This window comes from Pseudomonas sp. LBUM1673, assembly GCF_059695645.1.
In genome coordinates, this window is the sequence record NZ_CP166780.1 from 4,567,078 (window position 1) to 4,586,220 (window position 19,143).

13 protein-coding genes and 2 pseudogenes are annotated in these 19,143 nt (G+C 54.8%); 11 read left to right on the forward strand and 4 right to left on the reverse strand.

From position 1 onward, the window contains the following. Window positions 1-669 precede the first annotated feature (669 nt). Window positions 670-849, reverse strand: a pseudogene (locus ACA044_RS21070) (lysis protein); the annotation flags it as partial. Window positions 850-894: 45 nt separating this feature from the next. Next, window positions 895-2,235, reverse strand: a pseudogene (locus ACA044_RS21075) (terminase gpA endonuclease subunit); the annotation flags it as partial. On the opposite strand from ACA044_RS21075, the gene ACA044_RS21080 reads away from it, so the two are divergent. From ACA044_RS21080 to ACA044_RS21095, 4 genes are all read left to right on the forward strand, one after another. Beyond that, window positions 2,122-2,487, forward strand: a complete 366-nt coding sequence (locus ACA044_RS21080) for a tyrosine-type recombinase/integrase (RefSeq protein WP_497443107.1) — start codon at window positions 2,122-2,124, stop codon at window positions 2,485-2,487. The pseudogene ACA044_RS21075 and the gene ACA044_RS21080 sit on opposite strands and share 114 nt — an antisense overlap. A gap of 122 nt (window positions 2,488-2,609) precedes the next feature. After that, complete coding sequence (locus ACA044_RS21085; protein WP_497443108.1) at window positions 2,610-2,924, forward strand: site-specific integrase; 315 nt, start codon at window positions 2,610-2,612, stop codon at window positions 2,922-2,924. A gap of 22 nt (window positions 2,925-2,946) precedes the next feature. Then, window positions 2,947-3,492 carry a GTP cyclohydrolase I FolE gene (folE, locus tag ACA044_RS21090; RefSeq protein ID WP_320394541.1) on the forward strand — a complete coding sequence of 182 codons (546 nt, stop codon included), beginning with the start codon at window positions 2,947-2,949 and terminating at the stop codon, window positions 3,490-3,492. Window positions 3,493-3,596: 104 nt separating this feature from the next. After that, window positions 3,597-3,968, forward strand: a complete 372-nt coding sequence (locus ACA044_RS21095) for a glutathione S-transferase N-terminal domain-containing protein (protein WP_497443109.1) — start codon at window positions 3,597-3,599, stop codon at window positions 3,966-3,968. 105 nt (window positions 3,969-4,073) lie between these two features. On the opposite strand, the gene ACA044_RS21100 is transcribed toward ACA044_RS21095, so the two are convergent. Then, window positions 4,074-5,240 (reverse strand): aminotransferase-like domain-containing protein, encoded by a 1,167-nt coding sequence (locus ACA044_RS21100; RefSeq protein WP_497443110.1) that lies wholly within the window; start codon window positions 5,238-5,240, stop codon window positions 4,074-4,076. An 81-nt stretch (window positions 5,241-5,321) separates the two neighbouring features. Here ACA044_RS21100 and ACA044_RS21105 point away from each other — a divergent pair, with 81 nt between their 5' ends. The 7 genes from ACA044_RS21105 (at window position 5,322) to ACA044_RS21135 (ending at window position 18,308) form a co-directional block, all read left to right on the forward strand. Continuing rightward, a complete protein-coding gene (locus tag ACA044_RS21105) occupies window positions 5,322-5,768 on the forward strand; it encodes a MarR family winged helix-turn-helix transcriptional regulator (protein WP_497443111.1) in 447 nt (148 codons plus the stop codon). Window positions 5,769-6,085: 317 nt separating this feature from the next. Beyond that, window positions 6,086-7,435, forward strand: coding sequence for an NCS2 family permease (locus ACA044_RS21110; protein ID WP_497443112.1), 1,350 nt, complete (start codon window positions 6,086-6,088; stop codon window positions 7,433-7,435). A 73-nt stretch (window positions 7,436-7,508) separates the two neighbouring features. Continuing rightward, the gene (locus ACA044_RS21115) at window positions 7,509-8,138 is read left to right on the forward strand and encodes a LysE family translocator (RefSeq protein ID WP_497443113.1); all 630 of its coding nucleotides are present in this window, start codon (window positions 7,509-7,511) and stop codon (window positions 8,136-8,138) included. Between the two features lie 264 nt (window positions 8,139-8,402). Continuing rightward, window positions 8,403-12,125 (forward strand): calcium-binding protein, encoded by a 3,723-nt coding sequence (locus tag ACA044_RS21120; RefSeq protein ID WP_497443114.1) that lies wholly within the window; start codon window positions 8,403-8,405, stop codon window positions 12,123-12,125. Between the two features lie 438 nt (window positions 12,126-12,563). Then, window positions 12,564-14,126: a hypothetical protein gene (locus ACA044_RS21125; protein WP_497443115.1), complete on the forward strand. Its 1,563-nt coding sequence runs from the start codon at window positions 12,564-12,566 to the stop codon at window positions 14,124-14,126. Between the two features lie 493 nt (window positions 14,127-14,619). Next, on the forward strand, window positions 14,620-16,284 hold the full coding sequence (locus ACA044_RS21130) for a hypothetical protein (RefSeq protein WP_497443116.1): 1,665 nt from the start codon (window positions 14,620-14,622) through the stop codon (window positions 16,282-16,284). A 224-nt stretch (window positions 16,285-16,508) separates the two neighbouring features. Next, on the forward strand, window positions 16,509-18,308 hold the full coding sequence (locus ACA044_RS21135) for a hypothetical protein (protein WP_497443117.1): 1,800 nt from the start codon (window positions 16,509-16,511) through the stop codon (window positions 18,306-18,308). A 154-nt stretch (window positions 18,309-18,462) separates the two neighbouring features. On the opposite strand, the gene uraH is transcribed toward ACA044_RS21135, so the two are convergent. Beyond that, the gene (uraH, locus tag ACA044_RS21140) at window positions 18,463-18,816 is read right to left on the reverse strand and encodes a hydroxyisourate hydrolase (protein WP_497443118.1); all 354 of its coding nucleotides are present in this window, start codon (window positions 18,814-18,816) and stop codon (window positions 18,463-18,465) included. Window positions 18,817-19,143 lie beyond the last annotated feature (327 nt).

Here is a 19,143-nt window from a genome sequence, read left to right on the forward strand (position 1 = left end):
GAAGAGCTTAAATCTCTTGAGTATTTCTTCCACGGCCCTTGCACTTCTAATAGCGCGCTCATCAGCTAAGAACCCACCCCACTAAGTTTGGCATCTCGCTTTCCATGGATTGGATAAATAATACGAAATTATCAATGGTATTCCTGTGATAAAAAACAATGATACAGGTGGAAAACTCGATGAACCCCAAACTCCAAGCCTAAGCACGATTCAAGAGAACAACCTAAAATATCCTGCAGTGACACCGATATTAGGTTACTCAGAAGAGTCTCGAAGACTGAACGAAAGCCAAATGCTAACATCCTAAGCGACCTTTGCGCAAAATTACCTTTCGCACAACAACGTAGAGCAAGGAGCCGACAAAAGTTAACACCGACAGAGCAAGTCTGACGCGTATTGTTCAATGAACCAAGCCACTAATGTCGTTGAGCTCCCCACGGGCACCACTGGGAACGCATGAAGTAGAACAAGGCATGATCGGAAAAGACTTTGACGTAGCATCGTGAGGTGGATGAACGGGATGAGGCGGCCGTCCAGGCAGCGTTTGCTGCCCGCCCAAGGGATGATAGGTGTAGACATTTTACTGTATGCCTTGTCTGGGCTTGCAGGGACCATCGCAGGGACGGCGGCCGGGTTGGATGTTGACGCATCCAACTCGGTCGCTCTTTTTCACTTCGTTGTTGAGACTTCTTTGGCGTAAGCCTGACAGGCCGCCAACGCGATCAATCCTTCGTCGACGGCATCGGTGATGCCGATAACTCGTTGAGCATGCGCCGGGGCAAGTTGGGATCTTGTGGCGCCATGAACCATGCCGCCGGTTGTGGTGGCGGCTGACACTGTGCCGCCACTGCCGGCATCGATCTTGCTGGGGTTACGTGGGTGCGGTGCCAGCACTTCATTGGTGAGCTGCTCGTAGTAGTCCGAGCGGATCTCGCTGTACCAGTGCATGCGCCCCGGCCCGACACCCTTCAGCCGCAGACGGCCGTCGATCAAAGTCTTGGCCTTGTGCGTGCCGACGATGTGCACCCGCAGGCCGTATTTAGCGGCCTTGGTGTTGTCTTGTGAGGTGTCGACCGACTGCGGCGGCTTGGTGAAGATCTCCTTGTCGCGGCTGTCGATGGACGCGCCCTTGATGGCCATGACGTTGTAGCGCTGACGATCCCGCACGTAGGTGTACACGGCGTCACTGGTGTTGCCGTCGGAGCTGTCGATGCTGACCGCCGACACCGCCAACTGCGCACCGCCCTCGGTGGGAATCGGCCGGGAGATGACCCGATCCAGTTCCTGCCAGACGCTGTCATGGGGGTCGATGGGATTGCCATGCAGCTCACCCCAATACAACCGCCAGGACTCTTCGCCCCGGCCCCAGCCAGTGATCACCAGCGCCAGGCGGTCACCTTGAACGTCGACGCCGACGGTGATCAGCAGCACGCCTTTAGGCGCCGTCAGTTCCGCGTAGGGTTCGGCGCGTTTCTCCAGCTCATCGGTCTTCGGTGCATCACTCTGGTACTCGTAGCTCTCGCCTTTGGAGCTGTTGACGAAGGCGATCATCGGCCCGATGTTGCCCTGCGCCGCCGCATGTTCGGCCTGGAGCTTTTTCTCCATCAGCACCTGGAAGCGCGATCCCCAAAACGTCGCGTACAGTTCGTTGAGGATGTAGCCGGCGATCCCACGAAACTCCGCCGTGGCCGACCAACGCCCATGCTTGAGGTTGGCGTTCTTCTGGTTGTCATCCCAGATCGCACCGCAGTGCGGGCAGGAGCAGGAGCGGGAGCAGGAGTAGAAGACTTTCTCCGGCCGCTTCTTGCCGTACACCTCGTGCAGGTACTGCGGATCCTCATCGCAGTGCAGATTGTCGAAGCTCAGCGCGTGTTCCTGGCCGCATTCGTGGCACGGCACGAGACCGACGCGCTTGTCTGACAGCTCCAGCTCGGCATCGATGGCTGACAAGCCTTTGATGGTCGGCGTGCCGCCGATGATGATCTTGGAGCGGCGAAAGGTTTTCAGACGCTCCTTGGCCAGCTTGATGCTGTCGCCCTGCCCGCGCAGGTTGAGGTTGCAGTCGTCGGGCTCCTCAATCGCTACCTGGCGCGGTTGCCCATCGACAGCATCACCTCCCCGATGTTGCGCAAGATCGTCGGCAGCACCGAGTGGAAATCTCCAGGCGTGAAGCGTTCGGCCATTCAGCGGCTGACCACAGTGTTCGGCACCGCGGTGAAAGATGGGCTGATCAATCGCAACCCGGTCGAGTCCATCGAGCTGCCGGCGAAAACCAAGAAGCCTATTGACCCCTTCACGGTGGCGGAGGCTGACGCAATCATCGACCACCTGTACAAGACCCTGACCCACTCGATGCGGATCTACGCGGCGTACTTCGAGTTCGCCTTCTATACCGGAATGCGCCCGAGTGAAATGGCGGCGTTGCGCTGGGACGAGGTCGACAAGGAGAAGCGCCTGGTCAACGTGTGTCGGACCGTCGCGGACTAAAAGATTGAGGAACGGACCAAAACCCGCAATATCCGGCAGGTCATGCTCAACAGTCGCGCTTTGCACGCCATAGAGGCAGCCGAGCGCGTGGCCAAGCAACGCACGCAGCAGAGTCGCCGTTTGTGTTCCCGCCAACCAAGAATTTCGAGTTCATCCAGCAGGCTAGTGTGACCGACAAACACTTCCAGGCGGCGCTGACCGATTTGAAGCTTCGCGCCCGCCGGCAATACAACTGCCGACACACATACGCTACCATGTGCCTCATGGCGGGTATGAACCCTGCATTTATTGCCACTCAGCTCGGTCATAGCGTTCAGATGCTGCTATCGACCTACGCCCGATGGATAAACTCCAGCACCAACTGGGGTGAACTCGGGAAGCTCGAAAACAGCTGGATTGGTACAAAATTGGTACAGACTGAAACAGTACCCCTCTGAAACCCTTATGGAATCAGCCCCTGTGACACTGGAACAGAATTACACCGAGATTCTCGGCCAATTGGGCGAGGACGCCTCCCGCGAGGGCCTGCTCGACACGCCAAAACGTGCCGCCAAAGCCATGCAGTACCTCTGCCGCGGTTATGAACAGACGCTGGAAGAGGTCACCAACGGTGCCTTGTTCAGCTCCGATAACAGCGAGATGGTGCTGGTCAAGGACATCGAGCTCTACTCGTTGTGCGAGCACCACCTGCTGCCGTTCATCGGCAAGGCCCACGTTGCCTACATCCCGAGTGGCAAGGTCCTGGGGCTGTCGAAAGTCGCGCGCATCGTCGATATGTACGCCCGTCGCCTGCAGATCCAGGAAAACCTCAGCCGCCAGATCGCCGATGCGGTCCAGCAAGTCACCGGCGCCCTGGGCGTTGCGGTGGTCATCGAGGCCAAGCACATGTGCATGATGATGCGCGGTGTGGAGAAACAGAATTCGACGATGATCACCTCGGTGATGCTCGGCGAGTTCCGCGAAAACGCGGCCACCCGCAGCGAGTTTCTCAGCCTGATCAAGTAAGCCCGCAGCACGAAGAAAACCGGCATTCATCGCCGGTTTTTTTTCGTCTGTGAAAATCAGGTAAGCTGCGCGCCTTTCTACATTTGCACCGAGAGGCTTATCCCGTGTTTGTTAAAGCGCTTCGTATCGGCCTCGGCCAACTGATCATCTTCATCGACTTCATCACTCGTCCAGGCAAGAAGCAGCGCCCTGCCGCTGCTCAGGCGCAGGTCGAAACGGCCGCCAAAAACCTGACCCTGTATCAGTTCCACGCCTGCCCGTTTTGCGTGAAAACCCGCCGCACCCTGCGTCGCCTGAACGTTCCGGTAGCATTGCGCGATGCGAAGAACAATGCACAGGATCGCCAGGCTCTGCTGGAGCAAGGCGGCAAGATCAAAGTGCCGTGCCTGCGCATCGAAGAGAATGGCCAGACCACCTGGATGTATGAGTCCAAGGTGATCATTGATTATCTGGATAAGCGGTTTGCTGCAGCCTGATGGTTTTGTAGTGTTTCTGATGACCTCTTCGCGGGCACAAGCACTACAAATCACAGACAAAAATAAACCGGCCAATTGGCCGGTTTATTGTTTTATACCCTCCCCTCAGGCCGCTTCTGCCGCCTGGGCCTGGCGCACCACCGCCGCCAATCGTTTGAGCCCTTCGTCCAGCCGCGCCGGGTCGATGTGGCTGAAGTTCAGCCGCAGATGGCCGGGGTTGTTGTCCGGCTCGGGGAAAAACGGCTCGCCCGGCATGAACGCCACATCTTCGGCCAATGCGGATTTGAGTAGCGTGCGGGTATCCAGCGGCTGCTTGAGCGTCAGCCAGAAAAACAACCCGCCCTGCGGAACGTTCCACTGCGCCAGATCGCAAAAATGCCTTTCCAGTGCGGACTGGAACGCATCCCGACGAACCCGGTAAAAGTTGCGCAGTTCGCTCAGGTGCTGCTGGTATTTCTCGGTGCCGATCCATTGCAGCGCTTGCCACTGCCCGATGCGGTTGGTGTGCAGATCGGCCGATTGCTTGAGCCGCAGCAAGTGTGGGAACAGGTCTGGACTGGCGATCAGATAACCGATTCGCAGTCCCGGCAACAGGGTTTTCGACACGGTGCCGGTGTAGATCCAGCTGGCCTTGTTCAAGCGGCTGACGATCGGAGTGGCATCGCCGCCGTCGAAGGTCAATTCGCGGTAGGGTTCGTCTTCAATCAGGGTCACGCCGAACTCATCGAGCAACGCTGCGACGGCATCGCGCCTGGCCTCGCTGTAGCGCACCGCCGACGGGTTTTGAAACGTCGGAATCAGGTAGATGAACGCGGGCTTGTGTTTTTCCAGACGACTGCGCAGCTGCGTCAGGTTCGGGCCATCCGCTTCCAGCGGGACCGTGATGCAGTCGGCGCCGAACAGCTGAAAAATCTGCAACGCCGCCAGGTACGTCGGTGCTTCGAGCAGGATCTCGGTCCCTTTATCGATGTAGAGCTTGGCCGCCAGATCGAGGGTTTGCTGGGAACCGCTGACCACCAGCACCTGACTCGCCTCGCACGGCACGCCCAACGCTCGGGCTTCGGCCGCCAGCGCCTCACGCAACGCTGGTTCGCCTTCGCTCATGCCGTATTGCCCCATGGATAATGGCATGTCCGCCCACTCGACTTTTGGCAGCATGGCTTCGGCCGGCAAGCCGCCAGCGAACGACATCACTTCCGGGCGCTGGGCGGCGGCGAGGATTTCACGGATCAAAGAACTTTTAAGGCGCGAGACACGTTCGGAAAAAGCCATGGGGTCACCGGTAGCGAGGCCTGAGGGAAATGAGTCAAACTGGTTGACCGAAATTACGACAGAGCGAGCGAATACGTCAATATGCTTGACCTTAAAAACCCCAGCACTCAGCAACAAGCCATGGAAGCGTTTTTCTTCGGCTACCAGGCTTTCACCGCCAAGGCTGATGAAATGCTCGAGCGTCGAGGCTTGAGCCGGGTGCACCAACGCATCGTGTTTTTCATCGCCCGCTACCCTGCCCTGAGCGTCAAAGAGTTGCTGGCGTTGCTCGGCGTGAGCAAGCAGGCGCTGAACATTCCGTTACGCCAGCTGCTGGAAATGCATCTGGTAGACAGCGTTGCGTCCGAAACCGACAAGCGTAAGCGGCTGCTGGAGTTAACCGTGGAAGGCGCGCGGTTCGAGCAGTCGTTGCGGCGTGAGCAGGTGAAATTGCTGGAGCGGGTGTTTGCCGAGGCCGGGGAGACAGCGGTGAATGGGTGGTTGGCGGTGAATCTCGCGTTGGGTAAAAGTCAGGTGGTAGCTGACTGAATGCTCCACCCGCAACATGTGTGTCGACTGATCTAAAGCTATCGCGGACAAGCCACGCTCCCACAGGAGAATGCGCTCATCTGTGGGAGCGGGCTTGCCCGCGAAGGCGTCCTTCCTGGCGATATATCCCTATTGCCAAACTTTTCGTCTACAAAATCAAAAACATTATTTGCTTTATTTGTATACAAAAGCATAATTCGCTTCGTGCGAGTTCCTGATCAATAGGTCAACAAATTCGCAAGTGCCTCAAAGGGCCGCTGCCACCCTCATGGGTCCGGCCCTGGAAATAACAATAAAACTCTTGAGGAGTACTCGCTGTGGAAAGCCGCAAATCCGAAGCCTCGACGCTGGAACTCTCGCCGCCATTACGCAATGGCTGGCTGGAGCGCATCTTCAAACTCAGCTTGCATGGCACCACGGTGAAGACCGAGCTGATCGCCGGTCTGACAACCTTCATCACCATGGCCTACATCATCTTCGTCAACCCAAACATCATGGCCGATGCTGGCATCGATCACGGTGCCGCGTTCGTCGCCACCTGCATCGCTGCCGCGCTGGGTTGCCTGCTGATGGGGCTGTACGCCAACTGGCCAGTCGGCCTGGCGCCGGGCATGGGCCTGAACGCGTTCTTCACCTACACCGTGGTCGGCACCATGGGCTACAACTGGGAAACCGCCCTCGGTGCAGTGTTCGTTTCCGGTGTGTTGTTCATGTTCCTGACCTTCTCCCGGATCCGCGAATGGCTGCTCAACAGCATCCCGGTGAGCTTGCGCTTTGCCATGGGCGCTGGCGTGGGCCTGTTTCTGGGGCTGATCGGTTTGAAAACCGCAGGCATCGTCGTCGACAGCCCAGCCACCCTGATCAAGCTCGGCTCCCTGCGCGAGCCTGGTCCGCTGCTGGCTGCCATCTGCTTCCTGATGATTGCTGTGCTCAGCTACCACAAAGTGTTCGGTGCGATTCTCATCAGCATCATCACCGTGACCCTCGCCGGCTGGGGCCTGGGCCTGGTGCACTACGAGGGCATCATGTCAGCCCCACCGAGTCTGGCCCCGACCTGGATGGCCATGGACGTCGCCGGCGTATTCAACGTCAGTATGATCAGCGTGGTGCTTGCCTTCCTCTTCGTGCACATGTTCGACACTGCTGGCACCTTGATGGGCGTCGCCCAGCGTGCCGGCCTTGTGAACGCCGACGGCAAGATCGAGAACCTCTCCCGCGCCCTGAAAGCCGACAGTGCGTCCAGCGTATTCGGTGCGGTGGTTGGCGTTCCGCCGGTTACCAGCTATGTAGAAAGTGCCGCTGGCGTAGCGGCAGGTGGTCGGACTGGTCTTACCGCTGTGACCGTCGGTGTGCTATTTATAGCCGCAATGTTTTTTGCACCGCTGGCTGGCATGATCCCCGCTTATGCCACCGCCGGTGCGCTGATTTACGTGGCGATGCTGATGATGGGCGGCATGGCGCACATCGAGTGGGACGAAGCGACCGACAGCATTCCGGCGATCGTCACCGCAATCATGATGCCGCTGACCTTCTCTGTCGCCGACGGTATTGCGTTGGGCTTCATCACCTACGTGGCGTTGAAGGCCGGCACCGGCAAGTACAAGGAAATTTCCGTCAGCCTGTGGGTGCTCTGCGCGATCTTCATCGCCAAGTTCATCTTCTTGTAAGCGGCCACGCGGTACGCGTTTCAAACCAGCCTCACCCCGTAGGGTGGGGCTTATGCACTAATGGAGGAAAGTGATGAGTCTGGAAACCTGGCTGCTGTTCAGCGGCGCTGCGCTGGTGGTAATCCTGATCCCGGGGCCGCTGTCTCTGCTGATGATCAGCAACAGTCTTAATTACGGTTTGCGCCGCTCTTACCCGGCGTTTCTAGGGGGCGTGATTGCGTCTATCTGCCTGCTCAGTGCTTCGGCCTTGGGTCTGGGCGCATTGTTGTTGGCGTCGGAACAGCTATTCAGCGCCCTGAAAATCGTCGGCGCGCTGTACCTGTTCTACCTCGCCTGGCAGAGCTGGCAGCAATCGCGTCTGCCATCCCAAGGTGCTGAAGTGCCTCAGGCTGCGCCGGTGCCACGCTTTCGTGCACTGTTTGAGCGCGCGTTCATGCTCGGCGCCAGTAACCCGAAAGACATTTTGTTCTTTGCCGCGTTCCTGCCGCAGTTTCTGAGCGACGAGCAGCCGTTCCTGCCACAGCTATTGGTGATGATTGCGACCTGGATGGTGCTGGATCTGCTGTGCAAATTGACGTATGGGCTGGGTGCCCATGGAGCGGCACGGTATCTGCGCAGTGGCAAGGGGCAAAGCTGGTTTAACCGAATCAGTGCCGGGTTATTCGGCGGCGCGGGTGCAGCTTCCTTGCTGAGTAGCCACTGACGCTCTCGAATTGTATCTTTAACTTTCTGTTTGACCCGTCCCGACTGCCATCCTGACTTGTGAAGTTGCCTGTCAAAGATGGCAGCAACTTCGCTCCCCCCTTGCTCCCCGCTCATCGACTGCATTTAGTTAGGGTCGTCTGCAGATGGCGCACGCCCGCCAATCGTAATACATAGCAACAACCCACAGATATACACCACCTTGAACACGCCACTAGCATAGGACTGCAACTCCATACTCAATAGCAGAACAAGGATGTTCTCAATGGCCACTGTTTTCGAGCCCTCATCTATACATCATGACAACGCCGTAGAGATTACGGACATCGTTCTTCAGGCGAACGAACGCACGCCCTCGACCATTGACTTTGAGAGCGACGACACATCACAAAACATTCCGGAGCGAAGTCGCAAAAAGGCACAACTGAAAGTTGTCGACGAGCTATTTGGTCCTCTTAAAATTGGTTCTTTTTTAGTGACCCGTGTATCCCTGGATGCATTAGGTGCAACCGTTGACGGTCGACACTTGAATGGCCATAACACTTTTTTTCGCACGCCCAAGCGATCCTTTGTCAATTCGTTACAGTTCAGTTCAGTTGATATTGAAGCACGCATGAAAATGACCGCTGACGCGGACAACTATCTACTGCCATCATTACTTTTCGAGATCGCAAGTCGGCGTCCGTTAACCGCCCCTCCGATGTTGAAGGATGGTCTTGAAGCGCAAGCTGAACCGGACGGATACCGGAACAAACTGGAAAAACTTCTAAAATCGGCGCAAAAGCTCGATATACGCCACGCGCACTTGCCAAAGAAAACGCCTCATTGGGTCAACCGGGTAAAAAGCAGCAGTATGGCCGGCACGGGCGTGGGGCTCCAGGCCTTCGGAATTTACAGTGGCCTGCGCGGCCTTCAAGACGCCATCAAAAACAAGGACTCATATGAAACAATATTTAATGGCGCTAGCATCTCGGCGGAATTGACCTCAATAGCTGTCGAAGTGGCTGTGGCGCAAAAAGCCACGCAAATGATCAAGGCCGGACAAAGTGCCTACAAGGACTTCGCTAAAACCCGATTTGCTGTAAGGCTGGGACGTGGGGGAGGATTGATTGCCAGTGCACTGACGCTGCCTTTCGACATTATCTGCGCAGTCAACTCCTTCAACGCTGCAGCCAATGCAACCGACAAGGAGGCCATTGATCATTACGTCAGCGCAGGCCTGAGCGTCACCAGTGCCGCCATGAGCATCATACTCGGCGCGGCGGCATTGGCAGGCTTCTCGTTTGCCGGCCCGGTGGGATTGGTAGCAGGACTTTTTTTGGTCGCCGGGTCACAGATATGGGCAGCCATTCGCGCAGTCGATGATATCGACGACTACATAGAGCTCACCGCCCACGAGCGCCTGCGCACAGGCTGGTTCGCATTCTGGGGAATCAGCCCGGACGAAAATATTCAGAATCGCCACGCCATTGCTAAAGCAACGACTGAACACTCGAAACAGCTGCAAGCCATGGCCAGAAAATTACTGGATGGTGAATTAAAGGACAACACGGAAGTTATCGTAAACGGTAAGTTTGATGTGGAACTCAAGCCGACGCAGATAAAGACCACCAGTTGGTGGACCGGACAAGAGAAATACGAGACCGTCAAACGCCCAAAAATAAATGATGGCGACGACACAATAGATGCCCGCATGAGCGTTAATAGTGATACACCTGGGGCAGTATTCGGAACACCGGCGGAACACAAAGGTGTTCTGTGGTTCATTGGAGGCGGTAGAGACACCATTATAGGTACTGAGAAAAAGCCAAACTCTTTCCATTACGGAGCGGGGAAAAAAGACCTGACCGGCGGCGAAAAAGATGATGAGTTCATCTTCGAGGGCGCCGCGGAACTGCTTGATAAAGGACCTCTGAGTTCTGAACACTCCAAATTGAAAGGTGGTTCAGGCAACGACACGTTGATCCTGGCTGGCAAAGTCACCGGGCACAACAAAGAACGATGGGGATATGACATCGATTTAACCGCTGGGACCCTGTCTGTCATTATCCCGGACCCTTCCGCTGACAATCATCTTGGATACGCTTTCCATACTCTGGTAGAGCGCATTGAGAATGTTGAAACCCTGGCGGGCGCGACAAACGATGTCAAGGGCACAGACGGCCCGAATATCATCAAGTCTCGGGGTACGGATTTCATTTCCGCGGGTGCCGGGGATGACCAAATCCATCTTCTCAACGGGAACGGGTCGGCAGCGGGTGGGGCCGGGAAGGATGAATATTTCATCGCCCATAAAATCGGTAATAAGGTCGGTGATAATGCCGGCCATGTGTCTATTTTCGAAGACGGTGCGGACGATAGTCTCATTGCACTGGACTGGAGGATGGATCTGATTGAAAGCTGGACGATAGAAGAACAGCAACTGGTCATCACTTCAAGATTTGATCTCGACGACACCCACAAAAAACTTGTAAACATCAAGGAAGTCTACAAGCAAGTCGGCAATCAACGGCAACTGAAAAACAACAAACTGACTTTCATTACAAAAGACGGGTTTCATTTGACACCCGAACTCCCTGAAATAATTGAGACCGATGACCCATTCGATATTGAAGTAATCATAATTCAACAAGGAATCACAAAAAAACCGGTCTTACTCTACAACTCCGAATACTCGGTCGCCCACGATAAAAACACGAACTACTTCATTTCACGAGTCAATGAACACACAACGCTCACCGTAAAACAGCACAGCCGAAATGCTCTTACCACTCTTTATCTGGATTATGCCAGTCATGAACTGACTCGCGTCGCGGCTCATTACAGCGCAGACCTGAATCGCGAACGCGACTTTGACCGCATCCTGTATAAGGAGTGCGACCTGACTTTTCACTTTGACACCAAGCGGTTGACTATCAAGAATCTGGCCAGCACTCCCTATTCCGGAGTGCGACAGCTCCATAACCGACCCAACCGACTCACCGCCCCCTGGTTAGACTTCAATCATCACTTCATTCTGGTCATGAACGATGGAGTTTCTTATCGAGCCAAGCTTCCCGATTTGCCCGACAGTGTATTTAAAAACGATATGTACCGGATAAATGGTTATATGGAGTGGAACATCGACGTTCCATTACCATTGGAGCCCCGAAAAGTAGAACATCTTCATCACCAGCCTCTCGACACCGAACCACATTTTCTAGGCACCGGGGGGAAATGCGTCAAGCTCACCTCTTACCCTGAGCAAACCGCAATCGAACATCTGGAGGGCGAGGGTTCTACATACTTTATTCACCTCAGCACCGACATGACATTACGTATATCCACTCCAGGTGCTGTTGCCGACCCCGTACCCAAATTGCCATTTGCCTCCACCTGGGAGTTTGACGCAACAGACCTCGACAATATAGATATCAAACTGGTGAAAAAAACATTACAGATCGGGGGTAATGTTATTCACCTGCCTGAATATAACAACCCTGAAGATCTTATTGATCAGGTCCGCGTCATTACATCAAAAGGCATTATCTATGCCGTCGATCTGCTCTTCGAAGATGTCTATATAGAGGGCCTCGATGCAAGGTACTTTGACCCTCCCTCCGATTCTGCAACGGCGCTGCCCGAGGCGTTTTCATCCATAGCGACCAGAACGTTGGCAGTTCGAAATATCGCCATGAGAGATCTCACCCAAGGCACTTTAACTTACAGCTTGCCGGAACGCAGGTGGACCCTTGACACTGACAAGTCCCGCACCATTGCTTACACGCAACTTAAGGTACTCAATCGTTGTGCACATCAGCTAACACGTTGCCATGAGCTAGTACTGACCGGCCTGAACTCTACACCCCCAATAGGTGCTCCGCAGCTTCAAACCGTGCTGGACAACTGCAAAATCCTAATAGAAAACACGACACTTCAGGCCTCTGAAAAACTCTCGTGGGGCCCGAATATGTCGAGACTGTTATCCGAGCAAACAAACCATTCATGATGTGAATGAAATCTCCATCATTCTAAAAAATATTTCAGTAATTTATTGGATCACAGATTAATGGCTAAACCACCCAAGAAAGTTCCGGGCTCTCGTTCATCCGACCCCTCGTCCACAACTACCAGGCCGACGTCGGAGAATAGCCCGGTCGCAAGCGAGCACATCAATACCGGTCGCCCTCGCCCGCCTGTGCAAGCTGAGGATTCAACACCCGGCGCACACTCATCCGATACTTCCACGGGCGGAGTCACTCATCAGCCGTCTGTGGTCGTGACCGACATGCCTGGCTCCACCCCCCGTATGTTTGAGACCGCCCTCAGCGAGATTGCCTGGCCCCGGAACAGGTACGTCGAGTTGGTCCCGACCGGAGAAAATACAGGACTCTTCCATAGCCCGGATCTCAGGATATACGCCGAAATAGGAGACGAAGGCCGGTTCATGGTCGAACGCAACCGCCAGGGCGAATACCTGGTTCCCCTTTCCTTTGCACCTGGAGTGCCTGGCCCGATCCTGGCAAAGATTGAAGGCCAGCCGCGTTGGCGCATCGAACGACCGGGCTGGGTAACGACCGCAGAAGGTTCGAGCGCAACCGTGCCGACTATCGCAGCGCCGATGGACACTCGACCGATGAAAGTCATTTCCCAAGAGCTGGCGACCCGGCTGCCAGAAGCCAGGGAAACGGATGGAATCCGCTATGACAGCCTGGGCAGAATGTTTGTCGATACCGCCACCGAAGGCACGACCCTGATCCGCAAAAATGCTGTGGGCGACTATCAATCGACCGGCCTTGCCGCACGCGATCCGTCCGGGCCGGTACTTGAACGGATTCAAGGTTCAAAACTTTGGCAACGAAAACCACAGAACGCCACCTCCACAGAAGAAAGTCCTCGAGCTGATAGTCATCAATCATCTGCGGCCGATGAAGAATCAGGTTCCAGCCCAGGCAAGCGCCCACGACTCGATGATAATGTCGATTCGTCCAATGCAGGCGCACGCCCCGGATATCCCCTTGATCATGGTGCTGTCGATCGGACAGGGCAAACCCCCTACTTCTGGTTGCCATGGGGTCAAATAAACAAACCCGTTACCGGAGAATCCGTCCAGTTAGGCTGGCTTCATTATCCGATCGTGCCCCTCGGTTCGGCGACTAATCACGTACCCAAGGTTTACTTCCTGCAACACCCTGAATTTGCCCCCTCACACTTCGATGCCTTCGAGCGCATGTTGCAAGACGCACCCTCGTTGCAGCCCGTGGCGACTTTCCGCATGAGCTACGACCCGAGGGAAGTCCGACCAGGCAAGCGGTTTTTTGACAAGCCGCTGTCGCTGTCGGTCTCTGACACATTCATGGATTTTTCTGATCTCACGTCCCGGGCCGTCGCCAGAAAACTATTCGAGCTCTCTGATAACTCGCCCGTGATCACTACAACCGGATTGATTAATATCCAGGCGGTTTTGCAACAGTGGAACCAAAAACCGTTCCCCACAACGCCTGCATTCGCCGATCCGATGAATATGCTTCCCGTGACTGCCGCCACTGAGATCGCCGGGAAAAAAATTATAAGACTGCCTCCTGACGCTGACGGACCGCTGCAACGGCTCACCTTCGACCCCCAGCATTTCCCCGTGGAGTGGAATCACTACACAGCAGATGCCTCGGACTACAATCTCAGGCGCCTGGTAGGGGCCTTGCTGGTCCGCAGTGGCTATGACGTCTTTCCCCTGACTCATGAACACCGAAAGCCTACGTTGGTATTCAAGCGAGCGAACCATGACAATGTTTTCTTCCTGAAGTTGGGGGCGATCAAGAAAGATACTCTTGCGCACGACACATCACCGGGCTCGGAACTTGCCGATCCGCATCTGCTTGCCAGAATTGGCAGCGACGCACATCAAGCACTGAATACCGCTAACGCAGAAAACAAGGTGGTATGGCTGCTGGGTGGCGCTCTAAAGGCTGAGTCGGGTTCGCAATCGGTCTTCGTTATCAGAGAGCGCTAATCACAAGCCATTGGCCCTCGCAGGTACGCCTGCCAGGGCCTCATCCCATTAAGACCCAAAAAGTCCGCGCCTCATACAAATGCCAGTCAGTTAAGGCGCGGACTTTGTGGGAGCGGGCTTGCTCGCGAAAGCGGTGTATCAGGCGACATCAATGTTGACTGTGCCTCCGTCTTCGCGAGCAAGTCGGATCGCCGAACCGCCACTCCCACATAGATTACGGTTAACTGACAGGCAATACGGTTTGCCGTTTTAAAGTTATCAGCGGGAACAGCAAATAAACGCAACAGCTCTTAACCACCGTCGGAAACGTTTTGCATCATTTGTCACTCTGGATAGACATATATACCGCACGCAAAAGAGATTATTTAACGAATATTCAGCTCTCAGAAGCCAAGAACTGCGCAATCGCACGACTTGCAATACTGACCACATCATTCTTTGGCCTACCCATCCAGGTCAAATAATTAAATCAGTACTTCATCGGAGCAAATCAATGGCTAAACCACCCAAGAAAGTTCCGGGTTCCCGTCCATCCGACACCTCTTCAACAACGACAAGACCCATGCTGGAAGAAAGCCCGGCCGCAGGCGATCGCGTCAACGTAGGTCACTCTGATCCGCATTCGCAAGCTGGAGCTTCACCTCCCGGTGCACACTCATCGGATGCCTCCACGGGTGGAGCCACTCATCAGCAATCCGTCGTAGTCAGTGATATGCCTGGCCCCGGTAACAGCGCTGAGTCTGCAAACACGCAAGCTCCGGCTGTTGTTGCACCTGCTCGCACGGAATCGTCGACGTTCATTCCTGCGCACCTGGCAGCCAAACTGACAAAAGCAGAAGGCTCCGTGGACGGGATCCGTTACGACAAGTTGAAAAAAACTTATGTCGAGATGCAAGAAGGCACCGTCAGGGTTCACAAACACCCGGACGGGAGCTATCAGCAGACTTCCGTCAGCGAGTTGATCCCGTCCGGTGCGCTGCTTGAACAGATTGCGGGAACGAAACTTTGGCGACGAAAAGCACAGACCACTACGACCACACAAGAAAGTCCTCGACCGGATGTTCACCGACCGTCCGCCGAATCCGACGAACCACGTCCCGGTCCGAGCAAGCGTCCGCGTCTGGATAAAGAAGATAGCCACTCCCCCGATACAGAGGCATTCGCTGAAAGTCTCCTCTCGGATGAATCGGGCACACTGGATCTTTCCTACGGACTGGGGCGAAACTGGGGAAAGACCACAAAGCCTCAATCGGGCGAGTCCATAGAAATAGACGGGCTTCATTATCCGATTGTGCCTCAAGTTATGCTTGCTGATACTCGTCTTGTCTATCTGGAACACCCAGGCTTTTCACCTGGGCGATATGACGCTTTCGAACAGATGCTGTTAAACGATCCATCGCTGCAACCAAAATGGGCAGTTAAAAAGGATGACCAGTGGAAGATAGTGGAGAGACGCCCGCCGTTTGAAATGTCCCTGACTCAATACGTCACCCGCTCCTTCCAGTATTTGTCGGATCATACAGTGAGCGCGGTCGCAAGGGCCGTGTTTAACCAGGCTGGTTATTCCGAAGTCATCAACGGTCATGGACTCTCGGTGATGAGTCAGACATTTCGCCACTGGGCAGATAGAGCCCATATCGACGCTCCCCGACGAGAGCTGGCTGATCCGATAATGATGTTGCCTAAGCTGCCCACAACCAATAACGGCACCGAGAAAACAATATCACTTCCTTCTCCGTCTTTAGAGGCATTACAGCGACTCGACTTTGACCCAAAACGATTCCCTCAAGTATGGAGCGAGTATGTAATGGGTGGACCCAGCCTACGAAGCTTGTTCAGCACCGTTTTAGAACATAACGGCTATATCGTAAATCGCACGACCCGCGTACTCAGCGAGGATGCGTTGCTGTTTCACCGAGAAGAACTTGACGCCGTATTCGTGTTGAGATTTCCCGCCACTTCGCTGCTTGGAAACATTCGACGTCACACGGTACCGGGCTCCGAACTAAGCGATCCAGCGTACCGGAGCAGGATTGGCGAGGAGCAATGGCAGGAACTGAACCAGCATCTCGATCCGGACAAAGCTATCTACTTACTGGGCTGTACTCAACCAGTCGGACCAGATCAATCCACTCTCGTTATCGTTAGAGAAGGCTGAAAACGTGCGTTGTCAAACGTCCCATAGATTCTGCGCGCCAACGGGTGCTCCGATTTCTGTGAAATCAGACTTTCATCGTTAAAAAACTTTTCAGTAAATTATCAGAGAAAAATTTAATGGCTAAACCACCCAAGAAAGTTCCGGGTTCTCATCTATCCGACACATCATCAACTACGACAAGGCCCACGTCGGAAAATAGCCCGATCGCAGGTGACCACGTCAACATGGGTCGCCCTGATTCGCATCCGCAAGGAACAGAAACAACACCCGACGCACACTCATCGGATGTCCAGCACGGCGAAGTCACTCGTCAGCCATCCATCGTAGTGAGCGATATACCCGGCACCGAAACCATTACGCCTGCATCTGCTCTCAGATCCGTTTCCTGGCCCGCGGACCAGGTCGGTCTTTTGACTCCAATTGTAGACAAGCCCGGGCTGTTCAACGGCCCGGACGGCAAGACCTACGCCCACATTGCAGATGAGGGCCATTTCCTGGTCGAGCTTAAACCCGATGGCCGCTATCAGGTTCCCTTCGCCTTTACACCGGATCTATCAGGTCCGTTCCTGACAAAAGTCGAAGGCCAGCCGCATTGGCGCTTCGAACTACCAGATTGGGTATTACAAGGTTCAGGTGCAACCACGCAAATGCCGGTTATTGTTGCCCCCCCAAGGCTGCAGCCACCAACGCTCCTTCCCGCCCATCTGGCAGCCATGCTGACAAAAGCGGAAAACTCAGTGGACGGGATCCGTTATGACAGGCGCGGAGGAAGCTATGTCGACATGGAAGATGGCACAACTTTCAAGGTGCGCAAACGCCCGGACGGAAGCTATCAGCAGAGCTCTGCCCACGAATTCAACTCGCTCGGTGAGCTGGTTGAACAGATGCCAGGTACTAAGCTCTGGCGCCGCAAAGGACAGGACACCACGAAGGATATACGTCGGCCAGCGACCGAATCCGAAGAACCGACGGCGGGCCCAAGCAAGCGTCCGCGCCTGGAGGAAGATGGCGACACGTCCGATCCAGTCCCATGGGCTGACATTTTTTTCTCGAATACACCGGCTCCGGTAAATCCATCCATCGGACAGTGGAAAAACTGGGGAAAGGTCACAAAGCCGCGATCCGGCGAATCGATCGAAATAGACGGCCAACACTATCCAATTGTGCCTCAAGGTGTGGAGGCCAATACCCGTCTTGTCTCTTTGGAACATCCGCGATTCTCACCCGGACGATTCGATGCTTTCGAACAGATGCTGCAAGACTCTCCTGAGCTGCAACCAAAAGGGGCTGTGAAAGTGGATGACAAATGGATGGTCATAGAAAGCCGCCTTCCATTTGAAAAAACCATGACTCAATACGTCGCCGACACCTTCAGGCATTTGTCTGATCACTCCGCGAACGCGGTCGCAAGAGCAATGTTCCGCTGGGCCAATCACTCCGAAGTGATCAACGCTCACGGGCTTTATGCATTGTTTGACGTCTTTCAACACTGGGCAAACAGAGGCACTATCAACGTCACGCGACAAGAACTGGCAGAGCCGTTGTTGATGTTGGCAGCGGCGCCCAAAAGCGGTAGGACCCTTGCAATTCCCCGAAAGAATTCAGAGCAATTTTTGGAGCGACTCGACTTTGCCCCACCAAAAGGCTCTAAAGAACTCCTCGAATATAACGGTAGCCTACTTGCTGAGAGAAATCTGTTCATCGCCGTTTTAGAAGGCAACGGCTATATCGTCAACCGCAAATTCGTCGTAGGGATGAGTGTGATGTTTCGTAGAAAAGACATCGACGCCGATTTCGTGTTAGGAATCTCTCACGGCGCTGGTGAAAAATCCGACCTGCCGCGCTATCACTCGAAGCCGACCAACACCAGGCAGAAACAGAGGGAGATGTTGACGTCCCCTGGGCAGGATGACCCGCAGAGACTGCTCAAGCATTTCGACGAAGGTAAAATCATCTTTTTACTGGGCGGCGTCACAAAGTCTCAGAGCGGTAGTATTACGCTCTTCGTCCTCAGAGAAAAATAATCAACCGCCTTGCGCACGAGAACGTCCGGTAGCGCACCTGAAATCAGCCGAAGCGCACGGTATTGCTCAAAAAAAAGCCCGCAGTGTGAGCGGGCGAAAGACCAAAGAAGCTATATGCGCAGTCGCTTCTCGGAGGAGGCAGCTGCTTGGGGGATCAACTGCCTCGATACGTGGAATAACTGTACGGCGAAATCAACAACGGCACATGGTAGTGATCCTGCTCCGCAGAGATGCCGAAACGCAGCACCACCACATCCAGGAACGCAGGCTCAGGCAGCTGAACCCCACGGGCACGGTAGTAATCACCCGCATGAAACTGAAGCTGATAGACCCCGGACCGATAGTCATCGCCTTGCAGCAGCGGCGAATCGACACGACCGTCGCCGTTGGTGAGCGCAGTGGCGACCAATTCCAGCTGCGAACCTTCAACGCGGTACAACTCGACCTTGATCGAACTGCCCGGGCAACCGTGTGCAGCGTCCAAAACGTGTGTAGTCAAACGTCCCATTGATTCTGCGCGCCTGCCTGCGTGGAGCAGTCAGACCTCGCGCCTCCCGAAGTCAGTTGAAAAGGAGACCGCACCGTTTCGGAGCACGAAAAGCTGCGGCGAGCGACTGATTAAGACACTTTTCAAAAAAATTGTACACAATAAAAACGACATTTTTACCTCCAACACCGTCATTCAGGGTTTGCCAACGAATCTTGCGCCAAACCATAAGATCAAAGGACCTCTTATCCATTAGTTGACCAGTCAGGCAGGTTTCTTGCAATACTCTCCAAAGAGCGCAGTCAGTGAAAAATGCAAAAAATCAGGCTTACAAAGTGAATATAAAGT

Coding starts and splice junctions, on each gene's coding strand:
- ACA044_RS21105 (WP_497443111.1), top strand. CDS start 5,322: ATGCTTGACCTTAAAAACCCCAGCACTCAGCAACAAGCCATGGAAGCG.
- ACA044_RS21100 (WP_497443110.1), bottom strand. CDS start 5,240: ATGGCTTTTTCCGAACGTGTCTCGCGCCTTAAAAGTTCTTTGATCCGT.
- ACA044_RS21130 (WP_497443116.1), top strand. CDS start 14,620: ATGGCTAAACCACCCAAGAAAGTTCCGGGTTCCCGTCCATCCGACACC.
- ACA044_RS21125 (WP_497443115.1), top strand. CDS start 12,564: ATGGTCGAACGCAACCGCCAGGGCGAATACCTGGTTCCCCTTTCCTTT.
- uraH (WP_497443118.1), bottom strand. CDS start 18,816: ATGGGACGTTTGACTACACACGTTTTGGACGCTGCACACGGTTGCCCG.
- ACA044_RS21115 (WP_497443113.1), top strand. CDS start 7,509: ATGAGTCTGGAAACCTGGCTGCTGTTCAGCGGCGCTGCGCTGGTGGTA.
- ACA044_RS21135 (WP_497443117.1), top strand. CDS start 16,509: ATGGGTCGCCCTGATTCGCATCCGCAAGGAACAGAAACAACACCCGAC.
- ACA044_RS21120 (WP_497443114.1), top strand. CDS start 8,403: ATGGCCACTGTTTTCGAGCCCTCATCTATACATCATGACAACGCCGTA.
- ACA044_RS21080 (WP_497443107.1), top strand. CDS start 2,122: ATGTTGCGCAAGATCGTCGGCAGCACCGAGTGGAAATCTCCAGGCGTG.